At 72.9% G+C, this 18,147-nt stretch carries 18 protein-coding genes; 5 read left to right on the top strand and 13 right to left on the bottom strand.

Annotation, left to right across the window (positions count from 1 at the left end):
* Window positions 1–129: 129 nt before the first annotated feature.
* The 6 genes from ACZ4VL_RS21890 to ACZ4VL_RS21865 all read right to left on the bottom strand — a co-directional run bounded on the left by ACZ4VL_RS21890 (window position 130) and on the right by ACZ4VL_RS21865 (window position 6,536).
* A complete protein-coding gene (locus ACZ4VL_RS21890) occupies window positions 130–1,743 on the bottom strand; it encodes a DoxX family membrane protein (protein WP_468202370.1) in 1,614 nt (537 codons plus the stop codon).
* A 195-nt stretch (window positions 1,744–1,938) separates the two neighbouring features.
* Window positions 1,939–2,895: a 23S rRNA (guanosine(2251)-2'-O)-methyltransferase RlmB gene (gene rlmB, locus ACZ4VL_RS21885; protein ID WP_468202367.1), complete on the bottom strand. Its 957-nt coding sequence runs from the start codon at window positions 2,893–2,895 to the stop codon at window positions 1,939–1,941.
* A gap of 100 nt (window positions 2,896–2,995) precedes the next feature.
* Window positions 2,996–4,396 carry a cysteine--tRNA ligase gene (cysS, locus tag ACZ4VL_RS21880; RefSeq protein WP_468202365.1) on the bottom strand — a complete coding sequence of 467 codons (1,401 nt, stop codon included), beginning with the start codon at window positions 4,394–4,396 and terminating at the stop codon, window positions 2,996–2,998.
* Between the two features lie 106 nt (window positions 4,397–4,502).
* Window positions 4,503–5,024, bottom strand: coding sequence for a 2-C-methyl-D-erythritol 2,4-cyclodiphosphate synthase (gene ispF / locus ACZ4VL_RS21875; protein ID WP_468202362.1), 522 nt, complete (start codon window positions 5,022–5,024; stop codon window positions 4,503–4,505).
* Complete coding sequence (gene ispD, locus ACZ4VL_RS21870; protein WP_468202360.1) at window positions 5,014–5,760, bottom strand: 2-C-methyl-D-erythritol 4-phosphate cytidylyltransferase; 747 nt, start codon at window positions 5,758–5,760, stop codon at window positions 5,014–5,016. The genes ispF and ispD overlap by 11 nt, the downstream gene beginning before the upstream one ends.
* A gap of 293 nt (window positions 5,761–6,053) precedes the next feature.
* On the bottom strand, window positions 6,054–6,536 hold the full coding sequence (locus ACZ4VL_RS21865) for a CarD family transcriptional regulator (RefSeq protein WP_179178388.1): 483 nt from the start codon (window positions 6,534–6,536) through the stop codon (window positions 6,054–6,056).
* Window positions 6,537–7,127: 591 nt separating this feature from the next.
* On the opposite strand from ACZ4VL_RS21865, the gene ACZ4VL_RS21860 reads away from it, so the two are divergent.
* Entirely contained in the window at window positions 7,128–7,823 is a 696-nt protein-coding gene (locus tag ACZ4VL_RS21860; RefSeq protein WP_468202356.1) for a DUF461 domain-containing protein, read from the top strand.
* A gap of 115 nt (window positions 7,824–7,938) precedes the next feature.
* On the opposite strand, the gene phoP is transcribed toward ACZ4VL_RS21860, so the two are convergent.
* On the bottom strand, window positions 7,939–8,610 hold the full coding sequence (gene phoP, locus ACZ4VL_RS21855; RefSeq protein WP_466332536.1) for a two-component system response regulator PhoP: 672 nt from the start codon (window positions 8,608–8,610) through the stop codon (window positions 7,939–7,941).
* 47 nt (window positions 8,611–8,657) lie between these two features.
* Entirely contained in the window at window positions 8,658–9,887 is a 1,230-nt protein-coding gene (gene phoR, locus ACZ4VL_RS21850) for a two-component system sensor histidine kinase PhoR (protein WP_468202354.1), read from the bottom strand.
* Window positions 9,888–10,103: 216 nt separating this feature from the next.
* On the opposite strand from phoR, the gene phoU reads away from it, so the two are divergent.
* On the top strand, window positions 10,104–10,775 hold the full coding sequence (gene phoU / locus ACZ4VL_RS21845) for a phosphate signaling complex protein PhoU (RefSeq protein ID WP_468202351.1): 672 nt from the start codon (window positions 10,104–10,106) through the stop codon (window positions 10,773–10,775).
* A 175-nt stretch (window positions 10,776–10,950) separates the two neighbouring features.
* Entirely contained in the window at window positions 10,951–11,100 is a 150-nt protein-coding gene (locus tag ACZ4VL_RS21840) for a hypothetical protein (RefSeq protein ID WP_468202349.1), read from the top strand.
* An 88-nt stretch (window positions 11,101–11,188) separates the two neighbouring features.
* Here ACZ4VL_RS21840 and ACZ4VL_RS21835 read toward each other — a convergent pair whose 3' ends face one another.
* Window positions 11,189–11,521 (bottom strand): hypothetical protein, encoded by a 333-nt coding sequence (locus ACZ4VL_RS21835; RefSeq protein WP_468202346.1) that lies wholly within the window; start codon window positions 11,519–11,521, stop codon window positions 11,189–11,191.
* A gap of 224 nt (window positions 11,522–11,745) precedes the next feature.
* Entirely contained in the window at window positions 11,746–12,507 is a 762-nt protein-coding gene (locus ACZ4VL_RS21830) for a phosphoglyceromutase (RefSeq protein ID WP_468202344.1), read from the bottom strand.
* A 177-nt stretch (window positions 12,508–12,684) separates the two neighbouring features.
* Between ACZ4VL_RS21830 and ACZ4VL_RS21825 the strand changes: the two genes are divergently transcribed.
* Window positions 12,685–14,010 (top strand): MDR family MFS transporter, encoded by a 1,326-nt coding sequence (locus tag ACZ4VL_RS21825; protein WP_468202341.1) that lies wholly within the window; start codon window positions 12,685–12,687, stop codon window positions 14,008–14,010.
* A 16-nt stretch (window positions 14,011–14,026) separates the two neighbouring features.
* Here ACZ4VL_RS21825 and ACZ4VL_RS21820 read toward each other — a convergent pair whose 3' ends face one another.
* The 3 genes from ACZ4VL_RS21820 to mshA all read right to left on the bottom strand — a co-directional run bounded on the left by ACZ4VL_RS21820 (window position 14,027) and on the right by mshA (window position 16,838).
* Entirely contained in the window at window positions 14,027–14,869 is an 843-nt protein-coding gene (locus ACZ4VL_RS21820; RefSeq protein ID WP_468202338.1) for a DUF4396 domain-containing protein, read from the bottom strand.
* Window positions 14,870–14,953: 84 nt separating this feature from the next.
* On the bottom strand, window positions 14,954–15,463 hold the full coding sequence (locus ACZ4VL_RS21815; protein ID WP_468202335.1) for a type III secretion system chaperone family protein: 510 nt from the start codon (window positions 15,461–15,463) through the stop codon (window positions 14,954–14,956).
* Window positions 15,456–16,838 (bottom strand): D-inositol-3-phosphate glycosyltransferase, encoded by a 1,383-nt coding sequence (gene mshA / locus ACZ4VL_RS21810; protein WP_468202332.1) that lies wholly within the window; start codon window positions 16,836–16,838, stop codon window positions 15,456–15,458. Before mshA ends, ACZ4VL_RS21815 begins: the two co-directional genes overlap by 8 nt.
* Before the next feature lie 392 nt (window positions 16,839–17,230).
* Here mshA and ACZ4VL_RS21805 point away from each other — a divergent pair, with 392 nt between their 5' ends.
* Window positions 17,231–17,956: a class I SAM-dependent methyltransferase gene (locus ACZ4VL_RS21805; protein WP_468202375.1), complete on the top strand. Its 726-nt coding sequence runs from the start codon at window positions 17,231–17,233 to the stop codon at window positions 17,954–17,956.
* Window positions 17,957–18,147 lie beyond the last annotated feature (191 nt).

The raw sequence follows: 18,147 nt of genomic DNA, 5'->3' as shown, positions 1-18,147 counted from the left end.
CAAGAGGACCCCCGACACCACCAGAAAAACAGACAAAAAAAAAAAAAAAAAGGGAAACCCCCCCCCCCCCCCCCCCCCCCCCCCCCCCCCCCCCCCCCCCCGGGCCTTCGGGTCGTTCGGGTCGGGCCGTCAGCCGAGGAGGCCGCCGACGAGGCCGGGCTTCTTCGACGGGGCGTCCCCGCCGGTGCCCGCGCCGCTGCTGCGGTTGGTCGTGGACGACGGAGCCTTCGGGCTGGACTGCTTCGGTGCGGTGCCGGAGCCGGAGCCGCTGCCGGAGCCGCTCTGGCTGCTGCCGGTGCTGCGGGTGGTGGGCGGCTGCGAGCCGGTGCCCGTGGTCTCACGGGCCGTGGAGCCGGCGCGGCTGGGCTTGGTCGAGGGGGTGGCGCTGGCGGCGGGCTCCGCCGGCTTCGAGGGCTGCTGGGAGGCGGGCTGCTGCGGTTGCTGCTGCTGGTGCTGCTGCTTGGACGGCGGCACCGGCAGCGGGGAGCCGGGCAGGTAGTTGCTCGGGGCCTGGCCCGGGCCGGGCACGGTGACGACGGTGCTGGAGCGGACGGCCCCGCCGAGCAGCGAGCCGATGAGCAGGGTGAGTCCGCAGACGAGGGTGGCCATGACGGCCCCGCGGCGCAGCACCCGCCGCCGCAGCGCCCACAGGTCGGAGCGCGGGCCGAGGGTGCGCCAGGCCTCGCCGGCGAGGCGTCCGTCCAGGGAGTAGACGGGCGCGCCGGCGATGATCAGGGGGCTCCAGGCGGCGAGGTAGATGATGTCGGGGGCGTCGTAGGCGGGGACGGTCTTCCAGCTGACGGTCATGAGCAGGGCGGCCGACAGCAGTGCGCCGAAGCAGGCGGCGAACCGCTGCCAGAGCCCGAGGACGGTCAGGACGCCGACGACGACCTGGAGGAAGGCCACGCTGAGCCCGGCCCCGACGGGGTGGGCGAGGGCGAAGTCGCGCAGCGGCTCGGCCAGGGCCCAGGGTTCGAGGGTGCGCAGCCAGGTCACCATGGAGCCGCGCTCGCCGCCGTCGAAGTAGACGGGGTCGCAGAGCTTGCCCATGCCGGCGTAGATGGAGATGAAGCCGAGGAAGACCCGCAGGGGGAGCAGGACGACCCCGAGGTTCATGCGGCGGCCGGGGTAGTACGAGGCGTGGCCGCGGCTGTCGGAGGGGGCGCGGCGGCCCGCGTCCTGACTGCCGGGTCCGCCGTCGTACGGGAACGGGCCGACGGCGCCGGCATGGCCGCCGTGGCCGCCGTGGCCGCCGTGCGGCACGTCCCGCACGGGGGCGAAGGCGCGGGTCTCGTCCGGGGCGCCGTACTGGCGCTGGCCGATGACGGTGGGGGTGGGGACGGTGTCGTCGGCTCGGTCGTGGGCGAGGTCCACGCGGGGGATGACCTGCGTGGCGCCGGCGTCGCCGGTGTCGTAGTCGTCGTGGCCGATGCCGCCGCCGTGTTGGCGTACGGCCTGGAGGAGTCCGCCCATGGCGGCGGTGTCGCCGGGGGCGGATTTGCCGCTCCAGACGACGGGGGCCCTGCGACGGCGGGCGGCGGCTCCGGCGGCGGTGACGGCGCCGCCGAGGACGGGCATCCGGCCGGGGGTGCTCGCGGCCTTGGAACGCGCGCTCGGGCTCGGTGCGAGCCGCACGCGGAAGCTGGCGTGGTTGACGATGACCTGTGCGGGGTCGCACGGCACCTTGACCATGCTCAGCGCGGGCTGGTCGTCGAACCCTGACGTTCTGGTGTCCACACTCATCTAACCGAGTGATCAGTGTTTAGGACACTGCCTTGACAGCAGGGATGTGTCCGAGACCCGTCAAGATCAAGCCACCCCGCCCGAAACGGGCGGGGTGGCACGCTCACGGGTCACGCTCCGTGAGCCGAGTGGATCAAGCCGGGTGCTCCGGACGGGGTGGCCGGGCGGGCGGCCCGGGCACCGCCGCGGGTGCGGTCAGGCGCGGCGGCGGGCCGCCTCGTACAGGACGACGCCCGCGGCGACACCGGCGTTGAGCGACTCGGCGCCGCCCGGCATCGGGATGCGCACGAGGTAGTCGCAGGTCTCGCCGACGAGCCGGCCGAGGCCCTTGCCCTCGGAGCCGACGACGATCACGACCGGGCCGGACAGTGCGTCGAGGTCGGCGACGCTGTGCTCGCCCTCGGCGGCGAGGCCGACGACGGTCAGCCCGGCCTTCTTGTAGTCCTGGAGGGCGCGGGTCAGGTTGGTGACCCGGGAGACCGGGGTGCGCGCGGCGGTGCCGGCGGAGGTCTTCCAGGCACCGGCGGTCATGCCGGCCGCGCGGCGCTCGGGGATGACCACGCCGTGGCCGCCGAAGGCGGAGACGGAGCGGACGATCGCGCCGAGGTTGCGCGGGTCGGTGACGCCGTCGAGGGCGACGATCAGCGGCTGCTCGCCGTTGTCGTAGGCCGCCTCGGTGAGGTCCTCGGGGTGCGCGTACTCGTAGGGCGGGACCTGCAGGACGAGGCCCTGGTGGTTGAGGCCGCCGGTCATCCGGTCGAGCTCGGGGCGCGGGGCCTCCATCAGGTTGATGTTGCCGCGGGCACCGGCGAGCTGGAGGGCCTCGCGGACGCGCTCGTCGTTGTCGATGAACTGCTGGACGTACAGGGTGGTGGCGGGCACGCCGTCGCGCAGCGCCTCGAAGACCGGGTTGCGGCCGACGACCATCTCGCTCGCGCCCTTGGGGCCGCCGCGGCGCGGCGCCGGACGGCGACGCGCGGCCGCCTTGGCGGCGGCGTTGGCCATGCGGAACGCCTTGTGGCCCTTGCGGTCCTCGGCCTTGGGCGTGGGGCCCTTGCCCTCCAGGCCCTTGCGCCGCTGACCACCGCTGCCGACCGTCGCGCCCTTCTTGTTGGACGTGCGGCGACCCCTGCGCTGGCTGTTCCCGGCCATGACCTCTACCTGTTTTCGTCGGTGCTGCGATATGTACGTATGAAGAGTGTGCCGCCCGGGGCCCCGGGCGGCACAACGTGGCCGGTCAGGCCGGGTCCGGTCAGCGCGGGCCGAGCGTCCAGCGCGGCCCGGACGGGCTGTCCTCGATGACCAGGCCCGACTGCTGGAGCTGGTCGCGGATGGCGTCGGCGGTGGCCCAGTCCTTGCGGGCGCGCGCCGACTCCCGCTGGTCGAGGACCAACCGGACGAGCGTGTCGACGGCCCCGTGGAGCTCGGCGCCCCGGTCGGTCTCCTCCGACCAGCGCTCGTCCAGCGGGTCCAGGCCGAGCACGCCCAGCATGGCCCGCACCTCCGACAGGCGCGCGACGGCCGCGTCCTTGTCGTCGGCGGCCAGCGCGCTGTTGCCCTGGCGGACGGTGGTGTGGACGATGGCGAGCGCCTGCGGGACGCCCAGGTCGTCGTCCATGGCCTCGGCGAAGGCCGGCGGGACCTCGGCGGCCGGGTCGACGGCCTTGCCGGCCTTCTCCACGACGCGCTGGCAGAAGCCCTCGATGCGGGCGAATGCCGACTCGGCCTCGCGCAGGGCCTCCTCGCTGTACTCGATCATCGAGCGGTAGTGCGGGGTGCCGAGGTAGTAGCGCAGGACGATGGGACGCCAGTTCTTGACCATCTCGGAGACGAGCACCGAGTTGCCCAGGGACTTGGACATCTTCTCGCCGGACATGGTGACCCAGGCGTTGTGCACCCAGTACGAGGCGAAGTCGTCGCCGAAGGCCTTGGCCTGGGCGATCTCGTTCTCGTGGTGCGGGAAGATCAGGTCCAGGCCGCCGCCGTGGATGTCGAAGGCGCTGCCGAGGTACTTGTGCGCCATGGCCGAGCACTCCAGGTGCCAGCCGGGCCGGCCGCGGCCCCACGGGGTCTCCCAGTCGGGCTCGCCCGGCTTCGACGCCTTCCACATGGCGAAGTCGCGGGGGTCGCGCTTGCCGCTGATGCCCTCTTCCGCGGGCTGGATCAGGTTGTCCAGCTCCTGGTTGGAGAGCTTCAGGTAGCCGGGGTACGAGCGCACGTCGAAGTAGACGCTGCCGTCGGACTCGTAGGCGTGGCCGCGCTCGATCAGGCCGCGCATCATCTCGACCATCTCGGTGACGTGGCCGGTGGCGCGCGGCTCGTAGGTGGGCGGCAGGCAACCGAGGGCGGTGTAGCCGTCGTTGAACGCGCGCTCGTTCTCGTAGCCGATGGACCACCAGGGGCGGCCCTGCTCCCGGGACTTGGTGATGATCTTGTCGTCGATGTCCGTGACGTTCCGTACGAAGGTCACGTCGTAGCCGCGGTACGCGAACCAGCGGCGCATGATGTCGAAGTTCAGGCCGGAGCGGATGTGCCCGATGTGCGGCGCCGCCTGCACGGTGGCACCACAGAGGTAGATCGAGACGCAACCCGGCTTGAGCGGGGTGAAGTCGCGGATCTGCCGGGCGCTGGTGTCGTACAGGCGAATAGTCACGGCATCCAGGGTAGTGGGCCCGGGGCAGTGCCCCGCGACCGTTTTCGGGGCGCGGGGCCCTGTGCCGCTCCGGGGGCGGGCTGTGGCGGACGCCCCCGTCGGGGGATCAGGCCGGGTTCGTCCGGTAGACCAGGGCGGTCGCGATCGCGGCGAGTCCCTCGGCGCGGCCGGTCAGACCCAGGCCGTCGGTGGTGGTGCCGGAGACGGACACCGGCGCGCCGGCGGCCTCGGAGAGCGCCTTCTGCGCCTCGTCGCGCCGCTTGCCGATCTTCGGGCGCACGCCGATCACCTGGATGGCGACGTTGCCGATCTCGTAGCCCTCGGCGCGGACGATCCGGGCGGCCTCCGCCAGGAGGGTGACGCCGGCGGCGCCGGACCACTCGGGGCGGGAGGTGCCGAAATGCGCGCCGAGGTCGCCGACGCCGGCGGCGGAGAAGAGGGCGTCGCAGGCGGCGTGCGCGGCGACGTCGCCGTCGGAGTGCCCGGCGAGGCCGTCCTCCCCTTCCCACAGCAGGCCGGCGCACCACAGCTCGCGGCCGGTCTCGAACGCGTGCACGTCGGTGCCGATGCCGACCTGGGGGATCAGCGGGACGGCGGGGGACGCGGCGGGGGTGGGGCTAGTAGGCATCGGTGGCCCTCCTGCGGGCGAGTACGGCCTCGGCGAGGACCAGGTCGAGCGGGCGGGTGACCTTGAAGGCCTCCTCGTGGCCGGGGACCACCATGACGGTGGTGCCGACCCGTTCCACCATGCCGGCGTCGTCGGTGGCGCCCTCGCCGACCGCGGCGACGGTCTCGTGGGCGTGCCGGAGGGTGGCGAGGTCGAAGCCCTGCGGGGTCTGCACGGCGCGCAGTCGGGCGCGCTCGGGCGTGGCGACGACCGGCTCGGGCTCGCCGGGCCTGCCGGGCTCGACCTCCTTGACGGTGTCGGCCAGCGGCAGTGCGGGGACGACGGCCGGGGCGCCGGCGCGGACGGCCTCGATCACGGCGTCGACGGTGTCGACGGGGACGAGCGGGCGGGCCGCGTCGTGGACGAGGACGGAGGTGACGTCCGCGGGGAGGGCTGCGAGGCCGGCGGCCACGGACTCCTGGCGGGTGTCGCCGCCGGGGACGACGAGGAGTTCGGTGCGGTCGGGCAGCGGGTGCTCGTCCAGCAGGCGGCGCACCTCGGCGGCGCCGTCGGCCGGGGCGACCACGACCACGAGGGAGACGGCCCGGGAGCGGGCCATCGCGCGGACGGCATGGATGAGCATCGGCGTGCCGCCCAGGGCCCGCAGGGCCTTGGGGGCGCCCGGGCCGAGGCGTACCCCGCGGCCGGCGGCCGGGATCACCGCGGCGGTGCGGTGGGGGCGCGATTGGTCAGACATGTGTTGTAGCTCCGAGCCAGGTTTGTGACTTCGGCCGACATGGGTATGGCCCTGGGGAGTGCCGGGTGCGACGCCCTCGCCCCCTTCCGTGACGACCGGTCGAGCCGGCTGCCCGGGCCCGGTACGGCGTGCGGTGCGGGACGCGTTCACGGCCGGTGGGGCGTGGACAGCGGGACGACGTGAGTCGTGGGTGGCGTGGGTACAGACATGCCGCAGCGCCCGGCAACGGCCCCCTCGTGGAGGAGAGGGCTGTCATCGGGCACCGCGGCACAACTGCGTACGGGGTTGTCGCGTCAGGACGCGAGAACCTCGTCGAGGAGGGCCTCTGCCTTGTCCTCGTTGGTGTTCTCAGCGAGGGCGAGCTCGCTGACCAGGATCTGACGCGCCTTGGCGAGCATGCGCTTCTCACCTGCGGACAGTCCGCGCTCGCGCTCACGCCGCCACAGGTCGCGCACCACTTCGGCGACCTTGATGACGTCGCCAGAAGCGAGCTTCTCCAGATTTGCCTTGTAGCGACGGGACCAGTTCGTCGGCTCCTCGACCTGCGGCGAGCGCAGGACCTCGAAGACCCGGTCCAGCCCGTCCTGGCCGACTACGTCGCGGACGCCGACGAACTCTGCATTGTCGGCAGGCACACGAACCGTCAGGTCGCCCTGAGCGACCTTGAGCACCAAGTAGGTCTTGTCCACGCCTTTGATCTGGCGAGTTTCGATGGCCTCGATCAGCGCGGCCCCGTGATGGGGATAGACCACGGTGTCGCCAACCTTGAACGTCATGTGACAGGTACCCCTTCCGTGGCTATCCAGGGTAACACGAGAACTGACCGTTATGAATGGCGTTTTCGCAGGTCAGAGCGCATCTCGGGGCTTGACAACCACGACAGGAACGTGCTGCGGAGGGCTTGCGGAAGGGGGTATTCGCAGGTCGGAGCCACTGTGCGGACCGGGCGAAACGGCCACGTTACACCCGGGCGAGAGGCGGGCCAGTGTGACGTACGTCCCGTTTTGCCGGTTTCAGAGACGGGAAACCGAAGCACTCCACTCGACTGGAGGCCACCCGTACGGAGTGGTTCAGGCCCAATCCTGGAATTGATCACGGAGAGCCGTTCGAAGGAATCCCGGAATTGATCACGGGGGCTCGTCCGGGCGATATAGCGGACGGCACGTGAACGGCATGCGAAGGGCATGCGGAATGCAAGATCGCGGAGCGGCCAGGGGGCCGCCCGCGCGCTGCGGAGGGTCGGGTGCGGGGCCGGGGCGGCGGCTCGGTAACCTAAGCGCGCTGACACACCCTTAGGGCGGCTTTACCTCGGCCGCCCGACAGACCGCCGTCCTTCCGTTCCGTACGTCCAAGGAGTTGCCGCCGCCGTGAGCCGCAGCCTTCGACGCGGCGCCCTCGCCGCCACCGCCGTCGTGTTCTCGATCGCCTCGCTGGCCGCCTGCGGTGCGGGCAGCGACGCGCAGACGCTTCAGATCAAGCCGGACAACGCCTCCGCCACCAAGGGCGAGATCGAGATCCAGAACGCGCTGGTGATCACCCAGGGCACCAAGGAGCGCACGGGCGGGGCCGTGGTCTCGGCGACGCTCTTCAACAACAGCATGAAGCCCGAGGTCCTGGAGTCGATCGCCCTCCCGGGCCGCGGCAAGGTCACGCTGAAGCCCGCCGAGGGCTCCGGCAAGGTCGTCGTGCCCTCCGGCGGCTCCATCGTCATCGGCGGCAAGGGCAACGCCTCCGCCGTGATCGAGGGCCCGAGCGAGGCCGTCCGGGACGGCGCTGCGCAGGAGCTCGTCTTCAAGATGAGCAGCACCGGCGACATCCCGCTGCAGGCGTTCGTCGTGCCGAACACCGGCGCGTTCGCCCCCTTCGGCCCGTCCCAGGCCCCCGCCGCGGGCCCGAGCGCCCCGGCCAGCCCCGCCGCCCCGTCGGGCTCGCCGTCCGGTTCGCCGGCCGCCTCCCCCTCGCCCGCCGCCTCGGGCTCCCCGGCCGCGGGTGCCTCCCCGGCCGCGTCCGCGTCCGCGTCCGGCACGCCGGCGGCCTCCGCCTCGCACGCCGCCGGCCACTGACGCGCCGAACGCCCCGTACGCACGGGTAAAGGGCCCCGTCCGCTGCTGCGGACGGGGCCCTTTTCCCGTGGTCGTCCGGTGGGCCGCCGTGGGGCCGGGGCCCGGCGGGGCCGGTCTACGGCTCGAACTTGTAGCCGAGGCCGCGGACGGTGACCAGGTAGCGGGGGGCGCCCGGGTCGGGCTCGATCTTGGCGCGCAGCCGCTTGACGTGCACGTCGAGGGTCTTGGTGTCGCCGACGTAGTCCGCGCCCCACACCCGGTCGATCAGCTGCATGCGGGTCAGGACGCGGCCCGCGTTGCGCAGCAGCATCTCCAGCAGGTCGAACTCCTTCAGCGGGAGGTCCACCTTGGCACCGCCGACGGTGACCACGTGCCGGTCGACGTCCATCCGTACCGGGCCGGCCTCCAGCGCGGCCGGGGCGACCTCCTCCGGCTCACCGCGGCGGCGCAGGACCGCGCGGATGCGGGCGACCAGCTCCCGCGAGGAGAAGGGCTTCGTGACGTAGTCGTCGGCTCCTATTTCCAGCCCGACGACCTTGTCGATCTCGCTGTCCTTGGCGGTGACCATGATCACGGGGACGTTGGAGCGGCCGCGCAGCTGCCGGCAGACCTCCGTGCCCGGCAGGCCCGGGAGCATCAGGTCGAGGAGGACGAGGTCGGCGCCGTTGCGCTCGAACTCGTCGAGCCCGTCGGGGCCGGTCGCGGCGATGGCGACCTCGAAGCCCTCCTTGCGGAGCATGTAGGACAGGGCGTCGCTGAAGGATTCCTCATCCTCGACGACGAGCACTCGGGTCACGGAAGGACCTCCGGGGCAGGAATGGCTGGTTCTCTGGTTCAGGCTGGGGTCGGGTGGCCAGGGGCGGAGGCGGCCGGGGTGACGGGCGGGGCGGGCGGGGTGCTGTTCGACGGTGCGGCCGCTTCGGGCAGCCGCAGGGTGAAGGTGGAGCCCTGGCCTTCCGAGCTCCACACCGACACCTCGCCGCCGTGGGACGCCGCGACGTGCTTGACGATCGCGAGACCGAGACCGGTCCCGCCCGTGGCACGGGAGCGGGCCGGGTCCACGCGGTAGAAGCGCTCGAAGATCCGCTCGCGGTCCTTCTCCGGGATGCCGATGCCCTGGTCGGTCACGGCTATCTCGATCATGTCCCCGCCGGGGGCGGCCACCTTGCGGGCGGCGATGCCGACGCGGGTGCGGGCCGGGCTGTAGTTGACGGCGTTCTCGACCAGGTTGCCCAGGGCCGCCGCGAGCTGGCCGCGGTGCCCCCAGACGAACAGTTCGGAGGTACCGCCCGCGGCCATGGTGATCTGCTTGGCGGACGCCGGGTGGCGGCAGCGGTCCATCGCCTCCGCCACGAGCGTGTCCACGCGGACGGGCTCGGCGTCCTCCAGCAGCTCGTCGTTCTGCACCCGCGAGAGGTCGATGAGCTCCTGGACGAGGTTGATCAGCCGGGTGGCCTCGATCTGCATGCGGCCCGCGAAGCGGCTGACCGCCTCGGGGTCGTCCGCGGCGTCCATGACGGCCTCGGACAGCAGGGAGATCGCGCCCACCGGCGTCTTCAGCTCGTGCGACACGTTCGCGACGAAGTCGCGCCGGACGGCCTCGATGCGGCGGGCCTCGGTCAGGTCCTCGACCAGCAGCAGCACGAGCCGCGAGCCGAGCGGGGCGACGCGCGCCGAGACCGCGAGGGCCTCGCCGCGGCCGGTGCCGCGCCGGGGCAGATCGAGCTCGACCTGCCGTATCTCCCCGTCCCGGCGGGTGTCGCGGGCCATGTGGAGCATGGGCTCCACGGCCAGCTTGCCGCCGCGGACCAGCCCGAGGGCGTACGCCGCCGAGCTGGCCTTGACCACCGCGTCCCCCTCGTCGAGCACGACGGCGGAGGAGCGCAGGACGGACAGGACGGTGTCGACCCCGGGGGGAAGCACCGCGTTGATGTCCGGGCGCATGGAGCTCCGGGTGGGGCGGGCCTGGTCACGCTCACTCCAGCGGAACGCCAGCGTTGCGACCGCACCGGTGCACGCACCGGCGATCGCTGCAGCTGCGGCGACCGCCGCGTTCACGTCCATGCATCCAGGTTAAGCAGCCACAACGGCACTTCCACAGCCGTTCGGGTGGCGCCTCGAACAGTCGTCGCCCAGAGTTCACCGTGACGACGGTACTGATTCACTTGGGATGCCGGAGTCGGACGCGTTTGCGGCCGACCGTGTCGACGTGGGGCACGAGGCCGCCCCCACCCGCCCGTGCCAGGGGCAGAAGCGCAGCAGGCCAAGAGAGGGACACCCATGCGTGACGCGTACCACGAGGAACTGGATTCGATCGGGGAGGGCCTGGTCGAGATGGCCCGGCTGGTCGGTTCCGCGATCGGGCGGGCCACGACGTCCATGCTCGACGCCGACCTGAAGCTCGCCGAGAGCGTCATCGCGGCCGACCAGAAGATCGACGACCTCCAGCACGACCTGGAGGCCCGCGCCATCGCCCTGCTGGCCCGCCAGCAGCCGGTCGCGACGGACCTGCGGATCGTGGTGACCTCGCTGCGCATGAGCGCCGACCTGGAGCGCTCGGGCGACCTGGCGCAGCACGTCGCGAAGCTGGCGCGGCTGCGCTTCCCGGCCTCGGCGGTGCCGCGGGACCTGCACGCGACCATCCTGGAGATGGGGCAGCTCGCCCAGCGGCTGATGGCCAAGGCGGCCGAGGTCATCATCACCAAGGACGTCGACCTGGCGATGCAGCTGGAGACGGACGACGACGAGATGGACCAGCTGCACCGCACGCTGTTCCAGCACCTGATGGACGACCGCTGGAAGCACGGCATCGAGACCGCGGTGGACGTGACCCTGCTGGGCCGGTACTACGAGCGCTTCGCCGACCACGCCGTGTCGGTGGCCAAGCGCGTGGTGTACCTGGTGACCGGCGAGCACGCGGACGAGCTGCAGCCGCCGATCGAGGCGGTCTGAGCCGGAACCGGTGAGCAGGGGCGGGACCTGGGCCGGGACCGGGACCGGCGCCGGTGAGCGGGCCGGTGGGGCAGCGAGCCCCAATGCGCCGTTGACGCGCCGGTACCGCTGGGCATGAATGAGGGCGAAGGCACGTACGACCCGCCAGCCCGTACCCCGCCTCCGAGGAGGATCCATGCCAGATTCCCCCGTCCCCGTCACACCGGAGCAGGAGCTGCCTGCGAAGCCGGAGCCGCTGCGCCTGCCCCTGCTCGGGGCCTGCGGCTGCGGCTCGGGCTGCGGTTGCGGCTGCCAGTCCGGCGCCCCCTGCCAGTGCGGCGGCTGACCCGCCGCATCCACTCTGCAGGGGCAGCAGAAAGGGCCCCGTCCGCCACCGGACGGGGCCCTTTCCGATCGCTTCCCCGGCAGACCCGTCAACCGCGGCCGTCGTCGATCGGCGGGGTCTGGTTCTTGCTCTTGATCTTGGCCATGCGGGCCTTGGCCTCCTGGCGTTCCGACGGCGTGACGCAGGTGGCGTCCCCGTCGTAGCCGTCGCGCCACACGTAACCCGGCTTGCACCGGTTGCTGTCCGCCTCACGGTGGGGATCATCGGCACGGACGGTCGCGGCCGGGGACCGGACCCGCGACGCGATCGCCGCGGACGCCGGCACCACGACGGCGCCGGAGACGAAGGCCGCCGCGGTGACGCACGTCCCGAGGCGCGCCCTGCGCCGTTCGAGGGCTGTGAGGTGAAGGCCGTGTGACATGTCTGCTCCTTGAAGTGCGTGGCCGGCGGGAGGAGCCGCCGGATCCGTCCGGTCCGCCGCGTTCCGGCGCGACCACACGTCAAGTAGGCGCGACGGCGAAAGGCCCCGGCACGCCCCGAAAAGCAGTGGCTTGACGGGAGCAAGCAGCCCGAGATGCCCCGTCCGGCCCACGCAAGAGCCCCCTTCCGGAGAGTCCACGGAAGGGGGCTGTCGCGCGAGGAGGACTACTTCTTCTTGCCCTGGTTCTTGACGGCCTCGATGGCGGCCGCGGCGGCCTCCGGGTCGAGGTAGGTGCCGCCCGGGTTCAGGGGCTTGAAGTCGGCGTCCAGCTCGTAGGAGAGCGGGATGCCGGTCGGGATGTTCAGGCCCGCGATGTCGGCGTCGGAGATGCCGTCGAGGTGCTTGACCAGGGCGCGCAGGGAGTTGCCGTGCGCGGCGACCAGGACGGTGCGGCCGGCCATCAGGTCCGGGACGATGCCGTCGTACCAGTACGGCAGCATGCGCTGGACGACGTCCTTCAGGCACTCCGTCCGCGGGCGCAGCTCCGGCGGGATCGTGGCGTAGCGCGGGTCCTCGGACTGGGAGAACTCGGTGCCGTCCTCGAGGGCCGGCGGCGGGGTGTCGTACGAGCGGCGCCACAGCATGAACTGCTCCTCGCCGAACTCGGCGAGGGTCTGGGCCTTGTCCTTGCCCTGGAGCGCACCGTAGTGGCGCTCGTTCAGCCGCCAGGAGCGGTGGACGGGGATCCAGTGGCGGTCGGCGGCCTCCAGCGCGAGCTGCGCGGTGCGGATGGCGCGCTTCTGGAGGGACGTGTGGACCACGTCGGGGAGCAGGCCGGCGTCCTTGAGCAGCTCACCGCCGCGGACCGCCTCCTTCTCGCCCTTCTCGTTGAGGTTGACGTCCACCCAGCCGGTGAACAGGTTCTTCGCGTTCCACTCGCTCTCGCCGTGGCGGAGCAGGATCAGCTTGTACGGTGCGTCGGCCATGCGTACGAGCCTAATGGACGCGCCGGGGCGGCCGCGCGGGGCCGTCCCGGCCGCCGTACCGGCGGTTAGTCCGGGGTGGCGGATTGACGGTCCGCGTCAATCGAGTGGCTTGGAAACGACGGCCCTCGTAGGGTGCCAGCAGCCAGAGGGGCACTTACATCGCCGGGGGGATTCCGTATGTCCGTGGGAAGTCTGAGACGTGCCGTGCACGAGAGCGTGTCGGGTCTGCCACGGGCCTTCTGGTGGCTGTGGACGAGCACCCTCGTCAACCGGCTCGGGGCCTTCGTCGCCACCTTCATGACCCTGTACCTCACCCAGAAGTGGGGCTACTCGGCCTCCTTCGCCGCCCTGGTGGTCGCCCTGCACGGGCTCGGCGGCGTGGTCTCCTCGCTGGTCGCCGGGGTGATGACGGACCGGCTCGGGCGCCGGCCCACCCTGTTCGCCGCCCAGGCCTCCACCGCCTTCGCGGTGGCGCTGCTCGGCTTCCTGGAGCACCCGGCGGCCATCGCCGCCGGGGCCGCGCTGGTCGGCTTCACCTCCAACGCCTCCCGCCCGGCGGTGCAGGCGATGATGGCGGACATCGTCCGCCCGGAGGACCGCGTGCGGGCCTTCGCCCTGAACTACTGGGCCATCAACCTCGGCTTCGCGGTCAGCTCGGTCGCCGCCGGCCTGATCGCCGAGCACAGCTACCTGGCGGGCTTCCTGGTCGAGGCCTCGCTGACGCTGGTCTGCGCGGTGCTCGTGTGGTTCAAGCTGCCGGAGTCCCGGCCCGAGCGGGCCGCCGCCGGTTCCGGCGGGCCCGTCGAGGAGGAGATCGGCCTCGGGACGGTGCTCCGCGACGGCCGGTTCATGGGCGTGGTGGCGCTGTCCTTCCTCATCTCCATGCTGTTCATGCAGGCCTCGGTGGGCCTGCCGGTGGCCATGGCCCTGGCCGGCTTCTCGGCCGCTGACTACGGGCTCGCGATCGCCGCGAACGGCGTGCTGATCGTGGCGCTGCAGATCCCGGTCACCCGGTTCATCGAGCACCGCGACCCGCAGAAGCTGCTGGTGGCCTCGGCCCTGCTGGCCGGGTACGGGTTCGCGATGACGGCCTTCGCCGGGTCGCTCGCGGTGTACGCGCTGACGGTGTGCGTGTGGACCCTGGCGGAGATCATCAACTCGCCGACCCAGATGAGCCTGGTGGTCCGGCTCTCGCCGCTGCACGGCCGGGGCCGCTACCAGGGCGTGTACACCCTGTCCTGGTCGGTGGCCGCGGTGCTGGCCCCGCTGCTGGCCGGCCATGTGATCGACGCGTACGGGGCGGACTGGCTGTGGGCCTCGACGGCGGTGCTGGGCACGGCGGCCGCCGCCGGGTACTGGGTGCTGATGCGGGGGCTGCCGCGGACGGCGTCCGAAGGGGCGGAGCGGCCGATCCCGGCCGCGCCGGCCCCCGACGGGGCGGCTCAGGCCGCGCCGGCTCCGGGCACCCAGGGTTCCGTCCCGGACCCGGCGCCGGCGGCCTGAGGCGGGCGTCCCCGGCTCAGCCGAGGCCGGCGAAGATCGCGGCGAGCAGGACGCCGCCCGCGAGGAAGAGGACCGTCAGCGTCGCCATGGCGGTCTTCTGCGCCCCCGTCACCTGCGGCTCCGGCATGGCGGCCATGCCGCCCGGGTGCTCGGGGGCGGCGGCTGGCGGCGGCACCGGTTCGCCGCCCTCGCCGAGCACCCGGACCGTGCCCATGCCGTGCTTGAGGTGGTTGGCGACCAGCCAGACGTTGACCGGGTAGGCGAACGCCAGTCCTGCCAGCACGGCCAGCGAGAAGGTCGCCCAGAAGCGCACGTCGCCGGCGTCGCGGGCGGCCGGCACATGGCTGCGGACGATCACGTTCACGGCGACCATCGCACCCATCACGCAGTTCATCGACAGCCATTCCGCGTACACGGTCGAGCGGACCGCCCGCAGGTAGCTGCCGCCGAGCATGTCCCGCATGAACAGCGCCTGGAAGACCAGCAGCCCGAAGCCGAAGCCCACGGCGTACTCGAGCAGGCCGTCGGCCCAGGGCCGCAGGCCCAGCAGCGAGGCCACGACGGCCGCGACGACGATGCCGGTGGCGTCCCCGGCCACGCAGTGGATGGTCGAGCCGAACGCCTGCTTCCACAGGGGTGCCACGAACCGCTCGTGGGTCCCGGGCCGGGGCTCCTTGCAGGCGAGCACGTAGAGCGCCGCACCGACCGGGCCGATCCACACGGTCACCAGCACCCAGCCCCACTTCATCACCGTGAGCTCGGGGTTCCGGGTGAACGCGTCGAACGCGACGTAGCCGGCGGACAGGAGGGCCAGGACGAACCAGGCGTACATGAGGGCGTCGGCCGCGGGTGCGCTCATGCCGCCACGGTGCCGCGCACGGCCGCCGGCGGGCGGGGCGACACACCTCCCGGCCCGCCGCCGCGCCCCGTTCGGCGCGGTGCGTCAGCCGGTCGGCCCGCCGGACTCGCCCTCGGGCCGGGTCAGGTGGCGGAACGCGTCCAGGTTGAAGGTCGGCTCGCCGCGCGAGACCCGCCACTCGTACTCCCGCTTGATGGCGCCGGCGAAGCCCAGCTCCAGCAGGGTGTTGAAGGCGCCGTCGGCCGCTTCGAGGACGGTGCCGAGCAGCCGGTCCAGCTCGTCCGGGTTCACCACGGACAGCGGGAGCCGACCCACCAGGTAGATGTCGCCGAGGGCGTCCACCGCGTAGCCCAGCCCGTACAGCTTGAGGTTGCGCTCCAGCAGCCAGCGGTGGACGCCGGCCTCGTTCTCGTCCGGGTGGCGGATGACAAAGGCGTTGACCGACAGCGAGTGCCGGCCCACCTTGAAGGAGCAGGTTGTGGACAGCTTGCGGGTGCCGGGGAGCTGGACGACGTAGGTGCCCGGGCGGGGGCTCTCCCAGCTCAGTTCCGCGCCGTTCAGCGCGCTCTCGATGATCGCGGCGGTGTCAGCCATGGTGGGAGCGTACGCGACGGCGGTGATCATGCATGGCGGCCGTGTACACGTCGGCCGTGCCGCTCGCGGCGGTGTCCCAGCCGAAGAACTGCGCGTGCCGGGCGGCCTCGGCGCCCATCCGCGCGGTGAGCTGCGGGTCGTCCATGAACCGCCGCAGCTCACGGGCGTAGTCCACGGGGTCGTGACCGGGTACCAGGATGCCGGTGGCGCCGTCGGTGACGGCGACCGGCAGGCCGCCGACCTCGGCGGCCAGCACCGGCGTGCCGGTGGCCTGCGCCTCGATCGCGACGAGCCCGAAGGACTCGTTGTACGAGGGCATGACGAGCACGGAGGCCGCCCGGAACCAGTCGGCGAGCCGGTCCTGGGCCACGGGCGGGTGGAAGTGGACCAGGTCGGCGATGCCCAGCTTCGCGGCGAGCTTCTGCAGGCCCTCCGGCTTGGCTAGCCCGCTGCCGCTGGGGCCGCCGACGACGGGTACGAAGAGCCGCCGGCGCAGCGCCGGGTCCTGCTCGACGAGCACGGCGACCGCGCGGAGCAGCACGTCGGGTGCCTTGAGCGGCTGGATCCGGCCGGCGAACAGCGGGATGACGGCGTCCTGCGGCAGGCCCAGGCGGGCGCGGGCTGCGGCCCGGCCGTCGCCCACGGTGAAGCGCTCCAGGTTCACACCGGGGTGGACGACGGCCACCTTGGCGGGGTCGGCGTCGTAGTGCCGTACGAGCTCCTCCGCCTCCTCGGCGGTGTTGGCGATGAGCCGGTCGGCAGCGGACACGATCTGGGTCTCGCCGATGACGCGGGCGGCGGGCTCGGGGGTGTCGCCCGCGGCCAGGGCGGCGTTCTTGACCTTGGCCATGGTGTGCATGGCGTGGACGAGCGGGACGCCCCAGCGTTCGGCAGCGAGCCAGCCGACGTGCCCGGAGAGCCAGTAGTGGGAGTGGACGAGGTCGTAGTAGCCGGGGCGGTGGCCGGCCCAGGCCTGCATCACGCCGTGGGTGAAGGCGCACAGCTGGGCGGGGAGCTCCTCCTTGGCGAGGCCTTCGTACGGGCCCGCGTCCACGTGCCGGACGAGGACGCCGGGGGCGAGCTCGACCACGGGCGGCAGGCCGCCTTCGGTGGCCCGGGTGAAGACCTCGACCTCTATGTTGATCGCGGCGAGGCGCTTGGCCAGCTCGACGATGTACACGTTCATGCCGCCGGCGTCGCCGGTGCCGGGCTGGTGCAGGGGCGACGTGTGCACGCTGAGCATGGCCACGCGGCGCGGCTTGCGGTGGTGGCCCACGGAGGGCAGGCGCAGCCGGGGCGGGTCGTGGCGGGTACCGCGGACGGCGGCGATCCGGCCGCCGATGCTGCCGCCGAGGCGGGACACGTACTGGCTCAAGGGAGCAGTTCCTCTCGCTCGGACCGATCTCGCTCGGACGACTCTGACGCCGCCGTGCGGGCACGGCGGTGCTGCGGCGGCTGCTCGACGGCGTCGGCGGGCATGCCGGAGGGAGCGCACCGGGCGCCCTCAAGGAGTGCAACCCGGTCGGCTGCCCCTCGCATTCCGCGACCCGGCGATTTTCCTCCGCCCTCGGGCGGCTTTTCCTCCGGCGGCCGCCGTCCGCTTACCCTCGGCCCATGTCCCAGCGCCCTCCCGTGCCCTCCGCCCGTGCCGCCGGATCCGGCGGAGCCGGCCGTTCCGGCGCCGGTTCCGGCGGCGGTTCCGGCGCCCGGTCGCGCCCCGTGGGCACGGTGACGCGCGGGACGACGAACCCGAACCGGCTGCGCCGCATGGACCGCTGGATCGCCGCCGTGCACGGGCCGGCGCTGCGCCGCACGGAGGCTCCGGTCGCGGTGGACCTGGGGTACGGGGCCGCGCCGTGGACGGCGGTCGAGCTGCTGGCGCGGCTGCGGGAGGCGGCGCCGCGGGTGCGGGTGGTCGGCATCGAGATCGAGCCGGCGCGGGTCGCGGCGGCGAAGCCGTACGAGCGGGACGGGCTGGGCTTCCGGCACGGCGGGTTCGAGGTGCCGTTGGACGGCGGGGAGCGCCCGGCGCTGATCCGGGCGGCGAACGTGCTGCGCCAGTACGACGAGGAGCAGGTGGCCGCGGTGTGGGAGCGGCTGTGCGCCCGCCTGGCCCCGGACGGGCTGCTGGTCGAGGGGACGTGCGACGAGATCGGGCGGCGGCACGTGTGGGTCGCGTTGGGGCCCGAGGGGGCGCGGACGGTGACGTTCGCGACCCGGCTGGGCTCCCTGGAGCGCCCGTCCGATCTGGCGGAGCGGCTGCCGAAGGCGCTGATCCACCGCAACGTGCCGGGGGAGCCGGTCTACGCGTTCCTGCGCGACTTCGACCGGGCCTGGGCGGCGGCGGCCCCGTACGCCTCGTACGGGGCGCGGCAGCGCTGGATCCGGACGGCGCGGGCGCTGGCGGGCGACTGGCCGCTGACGGACGGTCCGGTGCGGTGGCGGCAGGGGGAACTGACGGTGCGCTGGGAGGCGCTGCGCCCGGAGGGGTGAATCCGCCCGGCGGGGGAACCGGTTGCCGGGGCGGCCCGTTGAGCCGTCGGGACTGTCCCTGGGACCGGTGGGGGTCGTTGTCGCGGCAGCCAAGATCGGCAGTACGCCCGGGAGGGTGTTGGAATCCGCCGAGTCGTGGCACCATCCCGAGGGCAGCCAATGTTACTGATGGATAGTCAGATCCGGTGGGG

This window comes from Streptomyces sp. NPDC029014, from assembly GCF_055564695.1.
Note: the sequence above shows the minus strand (reverse complement) of the source record. Positions and strands in the feature narration are given on the sequence as shown.

What these genes read in the sequence shown, in the direction of transcription:
- ACZ4VL_RS21865 (WP_179178388.1), bottom strand. Translation starts at nt 6,536, where the DNA reads ATGACGTTCAAGGTTGGCGACACCGTGGTCTATCCCCATCACGGGGCC.
- ispF (WP_468202362.1), bottom strand. Translation starts at nt 5,024, where the DNA reads ATGCCTACTAGCCCCACCCCCGCCGCGTCCCCCGCCGTCCCGCTGATC.
- ACZ4VL_RS21825 (WP_468202341.1), top strand. Translation starts at nt 12,685, where the DNA reads ATGTCCGTGGGAAGTCTGAGACGTGCCGTGCACGAGAGCGTGTCGGGT.
- phoR (WP_468202354.1), bottom strand. Translation starts at nt 9,887, where the DNA reads ATGGACGTGAACGCGGCGGTCGCCGCAGCTGCAGCGATCGCCGGTGCG.
- ACZ4VL_RS21890 (WP_468202370.1), bottom strand. Translation starts at nt 1,743, where the DNA reads ATGAGTGTGGACACCAGAACGTCAGGGTTCGACGACCAGCCCGCGCTG.
- ACZ4VL_RS21840 (WP_468202349.1), top strand. Translation starts at nt 10,951, where the DNA reads ATGCCAGATTCCCCCGTCCCCGTCACACCGGAGCAGGAGCTGCCTGCG.
- ACZ4VL_RS21805 (WP_468202375.1), top strand. Translation starts at nt 17,231, where the DNA reads ATGGACCGCTGGATCGCCGCCGTGCACGGGCCGGCGCTGCGCCGCACG.
- ACZ4VL_RS21830 (WP_468202344.1), bottom strand. Translation starts at nt 12,507, where the DNA reads ATGGCCGACGCACCGTACAAGCTGATCCTGCTCCGCCACGGCGAGAGC.
- ACZ4VL_RS21815 (WP_468202335.1), bottom strand. Translation starts at nt 15,463, where the DNA reads ATGGCTGACACCGCCGCGATCATCGAGAGCGCGCTGAACGGCGCGGAA.
- phoU (WP_468202351.1), top strand. Translation starts at nt 10,104, where the DNA reads ATGCGTGACGCGTACCACGAGGAACTGGATTCGATCGGGGAGGGCCTG.
- ACZ4VL_RS21835 (WP_468202346.1), bottom strand. Translation starts at nt 11,521, where the DNA reads ATGTCACACGGCCTTCACCTCACAGCCCTCGAACGGCGCAGGGCGCGC.
- ACZ4VL_RS21820 (WP_468202338.1), bottom strand. Translation starts at nt 14,869, where the DNA reads ATGAGCGCACCCGCGGCCGACGCCCTCATGTACGCCTGGTTCGTCCTG.
- ispD (WP_468202360.1), bottom strand. Translation starts at nt 5,760, where the DNA reads ATGTCTGACCAATCGCGCCCCCACCGCACCGCCGCGGTGATCCCGGCC.
- rlmB (WP_468202367.1), bottom strand. Translation starts at nt 2,895, where the DNA reads ATGGCCGGGAACAGCCAGCGCAGGGGTCGCCGCACGTCCAACAAGAAG.